Below are 5,440 nucleotides of genomic sequence, written 5' to 3' on the forward strand. Positions count from 1 at the left end.
ACAGGGATTGGGCAGTCGCCCAACCGTGGGTACAGCGCGGCGTAGTGCCGCATCCGCTCGGACCACCGCGGGGCGTCCTTTTGCGGCATTTGGGGTTCTTGGGCGAGTGTCGAGCGCAACAGGCCCAGCAACGAGCACGCCCGCTGGGCGCTGATGCCACGCTCAAATATTGCCGCACCCAGTGCGCGCCGTGCCGGCGCGCTCACCACATCTTTGCGGTGATCTCCTTCCAGGACCTCGATTTCGAGGTCTTGCTTGGCCAGCAGCTTCTTCAGTCGGGCGTTTTCCTGCTGCAGGGTGCGCAGCTGTTTGACGTCGGCGGCCTGCAGTTGCCCGTAGCGCTTGCGCCACAGCTACAGCGCCTGCTTGCTGACGCCGTGCTTCTTGGCCACCTGCGCCACGGGTGACCGGTTGGCCTGCCGCAGGATCTTGACCCTTTGCTCTTCGGTGAATCGGCACTTGGCGCACGGGCTCCTCGTCTTCGTCGGGAGCCATCCTCTTAACTGTCAACTGGACTGCCAATCACCCGACCGGTCAATGCAGGATGTCCTTAGTCAAGTGGTGTAGCATTGCCCACCAATGCAGGTGTGCAAGCAGCGTCGGCGGGCCCAGGTATATGGGACCGGGCGGTAGAAACCGCCACCGTGTACGGCCCACAACTCGCCGCTGACACCATCGCGTCGCAGCCGGTCATCGGCTGGTGGCGTCAGATTACTGTCGAGAAAGACGAAGTAAAACGATGAGCCAATTCACGCAACGGCCACGCAATGGCGGCGATGATGTGTAGCCAGCGCAGCAGCAAGTGGATCCCGTCCCGCCAGTAGTTGTCCACGGTCCGTTTCCGTCGGGCGTGCCCGGGCGGGCACGTCGCTCTCGTTCCACCACCGCGGGCGCTGTGAAAACCCTCTGGCCGCGATCCAGGACGACGCAGGTCACGTATCTGGCGATCGTCCGCACCGCTGCGACCACGACACAGTCATAGCGGTTGTGATCGGTGTGTGGGAGAGGGCACGCCGGTTCCATCAGCCAGCGCCAGGCAGCGCCAACACCGCCGGAGCGCCGGGCCACAGCCGCTGCAGCACCCGCCCGACTTGGGCCGGATCGCCACTGGTCCAGAAGGTGACCGCGGCGGCGGCAGGGGTGGGTGCGGCCAGCCCGTGCGCGTGCAGTTGGCGCCCCAGTTCGCGGGCCACGGCAGGAGCGGGGTCGAGTACAGTAACCCGTGGGCCCGCCACGCGCTCGATCACCGGGCGTAGGAACGGGTAGTGGGTGCAGCCCAGCACCAGCACGTCGGCCCCGGCGTCACACAGCGGGCGCACGAAGGCCGCCACCGCCGCTTCGGTGTCTGGCCCGTCCAGTTCCCCCCGTTCGACACGCTCGACCCATCCGGGGCAGGCCTGGGTGAGCACGCGCACCTGCGCGGCATGGGTGGCGATCAGGCGCGCCAAACCGGGACTGCACACCGTGTTGCGCGTGGCCAGCACGCCGATGATGCCGCTGTGTGTCAGCTGCGCCGCCGGCTTGACGGCCGGTTCGATGGCCACGATTGGCCAACCCGGGTGTTGCGCCCGCAACGCCTGGATCGACAGCCCGGTGACGGTGTTGCAGGCCACCACCGCCGCCTTGCAGCCCGCCGCACGCAGCGTCTGTAGCAGGACGGCAGCGCGCGCCTGGATCACCGTTGGGGGCTTGTCGCCATACGGGGCGTGCGCCGAGTCTGCGAGGTACAGCAGCGGCTCGTGCGGCAACGCGGTGCGGATGGCACGCAAAACCGACAGCCCTCCCAGCCCGGAGTCGAAAACGCCGACCGGTGCGCCGCCCAGGGCTGGCGGTACCGCCGGGGCGCTGACGGCGGGCTCACGGATCGGGGGAGCCGGTGGGGCGGTCATGGGTGGCGCGGGAGGGCCCACGAGGGGGCGGGCGGCAGGCGACGCAGCGGGTAAGGACGGGGCAGGGCGGGCGCGGGCCGCGCCCGCCGCAAGAGGGGGCCGCTCAGGACGCCAATGCCGCCTTCACGGCAGCAGAGACCTGCGCCATGTCGGCGCGCCCGGCCAGCTCGATCTTGGCCAGCGCCATCACCTTGCCCATATCGGCGGCGGCAGGCGCACGGCCCAGCTCGGCGGCCACGCGGGCCACCAACGCCTGCACAGCGGTGGCGATGGCGTCGGTGTCGAGCCGCTGCGGCAGGTAGCCCTGCAGCACCGCCGCTTCGGCGCGCTCCTTGTCCGCCAGGTCGGTACGGCCGGCCTGTTCGTAGGCGGCGATCGCGTCGCGCCGTTGTTTGAGCAGCTTGTCGATTACGGCCACGACCCCGGCGTCGTCCAGCGTCGTGCGCTCATCCACCTCGCGTTGTTTGATGGCCGCCAGCAGCAGGCGGATGGCGCCCAAACGCGCGCTGTTCCTGGCGCGCATGGCGGCTTTCATGTCGTCGGTGATGCGGTCTTTCAGGTTCATGGTCGATTGCGGCTCGCAGACAAAGGCCAAAGCATACGCGAAGCGGTGGCGCTCGACAGGAGGCCAGGGTGCAAAGGGAGTTGCCGTGGCGATGGAGTGGCCGCGTGGCCGCGGTTTCTCACGGCGGCGGAGTCGCTGGCGCATGACCAACGGGCACAGCCGTCAGCGCGTTTGGCGCAAGACTGTCAATGAGCGCGCACATCCTCACTGGCGTTGGTGGGACGCAGAGCGGTCAGTCTCAGCCCCAAAAGATCAGCCCGCCGGAGCGTCCTCGGGCGGGCATCAGGCGTGCAGCGAGGGGACCGACACAGCACCGACGCGGGGCCCCACGTCAGGCTGGCTGGCTGGCAATCGCCGCTGACGGCGTTCAGTACAGGCGCTGCGGCAGCTGCTGCGAGCGCACGCGCTTGAGGTGGCGCTTAATTGCCGCCGCCTTCTTGCGCTTGCGCTCGGCGGTGGGCTTTTCGTAGAACTCGCGGGCGCGCAGCTCGTTGAGCAGGCCCAGCTTTTCGATGGTGCGCTTGAAGCGGCGCAGCGCGACGTCGAACGGTTCGTTGTCTTTAACGCGGATGGTGGTCATTGGCCAATGGTTTCCAGGATGCGCCGGGGACACGCGCCGCAAAACGCAGTCGCGACATCGTATCTACCCGGCCGGTTCCCCGTCTTATGGATGATCACGGCCGACGGGTCTTTGCCAGCAAAGACTGCAATTATAGCCATTTTCGCTGGCGTCAAAGGCCGTGTGTTCCGCCGGGGCCATCGATTTGGCAGGAGAGCGGGTGCGGGCGCTCGCCAGGTCCGGCATCGCCGCCCGACGGCCCGGGTATGTGTCGGCCGCGTGCAGGGGCTGCGGTGCACCGCTTGCCCTGATGGCAAGGGGGCGAGGGGGCGCCGGCCTGCGGTGGCGTGTCGTCTGGGGCTGGATTGCCGGATCCCCTGCGGCATGAAGGGGTGGCAGAGCAGAGGGAGTGCGCCGGTCGTGCTGGGCCGTCGCGGCACGCCCCAAACGCCTCGGGGTGTTTGATGGCGGCATGCCGGGCATGTGGCATGATGCGTTGCTGCACGTCGCCCATCGAGGAGGAGACATGTTCGAGTCGGCGGAAATCGGACACCGCATCGACCGCGCCACCTACAAGGCCGAAGTACCGGGTTTGCGCACCGCACTGCTGCAGGCGCAATACGCCCTGCTGCAACAGGCCCGCCGCGCGGTCGTCATCCTGATCAACGGGGTCGATGGGGCCGGGCGCAGCGAGACCGTCAATACGCTCAACGCGTGGATGGATCCGCGCCACATCCGCACCGAGGCGTTCGACGTGATGACCGACGAGGATCGCCGTCGGCCAGAGATGTGGCGCTTTTGGCAGGCGCTGCCACCCAAGGGCCACATCGCGATCCTGTTCGGATCGTGGTACACCGATCCAATCGTCAGCCGGGTGTATGGCCGCGATGACGCGGACCGGTTTGCCCACCGGCTCGAGCGCATCCGCCATTTCGAGCGCATGCTGGCCGCCGAGGGGGTGGTGCTGCTCAAGTTCTGGTTTCATCTGCCTAAGAAAGCGGCGCGGCGGCGGCTCAAGGCGCTGGCGGCCGACCCCCGTACCGCGTGGCGCATCGGCCCGCGCGAAAAAGCGCACCTCAAACGCTACGATGCGTTCATCGCCGCCAGCAACGAGGCCTTGCGCAAGACCAGTCAGGCCGAGGCGCCGTGGCTGGTGATCGATGGGCGCGACGAGGCCTACCGCAACCTGACCGCGGGTCGGCACCTGCTGGCCGCGTTGCAGCACGCGCTGCGACCGGTGCCTGCTTCCCCCCCATCAGGGACGGCGCGTGTTCCAGCCGCGGCCCATATCGATGACCGGACGCTGCTGCAGGCGCTGGACTACGGGCGTGTGCTGCCGCGGCAGCGCTACGATCGGCTGTTGGAGCGCTGGCAGGCGCGCCTGAATGCGCTTAGCCGCGACGAGCGCATGCGCCAGCGCAGTCTGGTGGTGGTCTTCGAGGGGATGGACGCCGCGGGCAAGGGCAGCACGATCCGGCGCCTGGTGGCGGCGTGGGATGCGCGTTACTACCGCGTGGTGCCTATTGCCGCGCCCAACGAAAACGAACGCGCCCAACCCTATCTGTGGCGCTTCTGGCGCTACATCCCGCCGCATGGGCGGGCGGTGGTGTTCGACCGTTCCTGGTACGGGCGGGTGCTGGTCGAGCGTGTCGAGGGTCTGTGCAGCCCCGACGACTGGATGCGCGGCTATGACGAAATCAATGCCTATGAGGAGCAGCTGGCCGAGGCCGGCGTAATCGTGGCCAAGTTTTGGTTGGCGATCACGCCCGAGGAGCAGCTGCGGCGGTTTCGCGAACGTGAAAGCACCCCATATAAGCGCCACAAGATCACCCCCGAGGATTGGCGCAACCGCGAAAAGTGGCCGCAATACGAACTGGCGGTGCAAGAGATGGTGGATCGCACTTCCACGCAGGTGGCGCCATGGCACGTGGTGGCCAGTGACGACAAGCTGTGGATGCGCGTGCAGGTGCTGCGCACGCTGTGCCGTTACGTGGAGCGCCGGCTGGACGGCGAGGCCTGATGCAGTCCGGAGGTCGCGCCGATGGCGCGCCTCAGGGGGGATTCGCCGTCACATCGCGGTCACTGTCCGACAGGGGCGGCAACCCGTGGCGGGCGCGGGCGCGGGTGCAGGCCTCACTGCCGGCAGCGAATTCACGACAGGGACCGGGGCGCCATTCATAAATGGCACACGCCACTTGCTGGCCGACCGTTCCGGTCAGGGCCGTACAGCGGGGTGGCCAGTGGTCGGTGCCGCGCATGCGTACCGTCACGCCGGTGACCTCGACGACGAGCCCGTCTGGCACAGAGCCGCCTAAGCTGGCCAGCTCGTAACAGGAAAAATCGACCCGGAAGTGGGCGCAGCACGCGCCACAACGCTGACATGCGTTCATGCCGAATCGTCAAGATCTTTTGGGGCGGCCTGCTGCC

Annotated in this window: 6 protein-coding genes and 1 pseudogene; 1 reads left to right on the top strand and 6 read right to left on the bottom strand. The window is 67.9% G+C overall.

Annotation, left to right across the window (positions count from 1 at the left end):
* Positions 1 to 353: 353 nt before the first annotated feature.
* From V7Z54_RS09960 to rpsU, 5 genes and pseudogenes are all read right to left on the bottom strand, one after another.
* Positions 354 to 428 (bottom strand): hypothetical protein, encoded by a 75-nt coding sequence (locus V7Z54_RS09960; RefSeq protein WP_443082446.1) that lies wholly within the window; start codon positions 426 to 428, stop codon positions 354 to 356.
* Positions 429 to 573: 145 nt separating this feature from the next.
* Positions 574 to 832, bottom strand: a pseudogene (locus V7Z54_RS06710) (urate hydroxylase PuuD); the annotation flags it as partial.
* 190 nt (positions 833 to 1,022) lie between these two features.
* A complete protein-coding gene (murI, locus tag V7Z54_RS06715) occupies positions 1,023 to 1,889 on the bottom strand; it encodes a glutamate racemase (RefSeq protein WP_334135324.1) in 867 nt (288 codons plus the stop codon).
* Positions 1,890 to 1,992: 103 nt separating this feature from the next.
* Complete coding sequence (locus V7Z54_RS06720) at positions 1,993 to 2,454, bottom strand: GatB/YqeY domain-containing protein (RefSeq protein WP_334135327.1); 462 nt, start codon at positions 2,452 to 2,454, stop codon at positions 1,993 to 1,995.
* 367 nt (positions 2,455 to 2,821) lie between these two features.
* Positions 2,822 to 3,034: a 30S ribosomal protein S21 gene (gene rpsU / locus V7Z54_RS06725; protein ID WP_143901936.1), complete on the bottom strand. Its 213-nt coding sequence runs from the start codon at positions 3,032 to 3,034 to the stop codon at positions 2,822 to 2,824.
* A 451-nt stretch (positions 3,035 to 3,485) separates the two neighbouring features.
* Here rpsU and pap point away from each other — a divergent pair, with 451 nt between their 5' ends.
* A complete protein-coding gene (pap, locus tag V7Z54_RS06730; RefSeq protein WP_334135330.1) occupies positions 3,486 to 5,033 on the top strand; it encodes a polyphosphate:AMP phosphotransferase in 1,548 nt (515 codons plus the stop codon).
* Positions 5,034 to 5,064: 31 nt separating this feature from the next.
* On the opposite strand, the gene V7Z54_RS06735 is transcribed toward pap, so the two are convergent.
* Positions 5,065 to 5,403: a YkgJ family cysteine cluster protein gene (locus V7Z54_RS06735; RefSeq protein ID WP_334135332.1), complete on the bottom strand. Its 339-nt coding sequence runs from the start codon at positions 5,401 to 5,403 to the stop codon at positions 5,065 to 5,067.
* Positions 5,404 to 5,440 lie beyond the last annotated feature (37 nt).

It is taken from the genome of Tepidimonas sp. (assembly GCF_036824975.1).
Lineage (GTDB): Bacteria > Pseudomonadota > Gammaproteobacteria > Burkholderiales > Burkholderiaceae_C > Tepidimonas.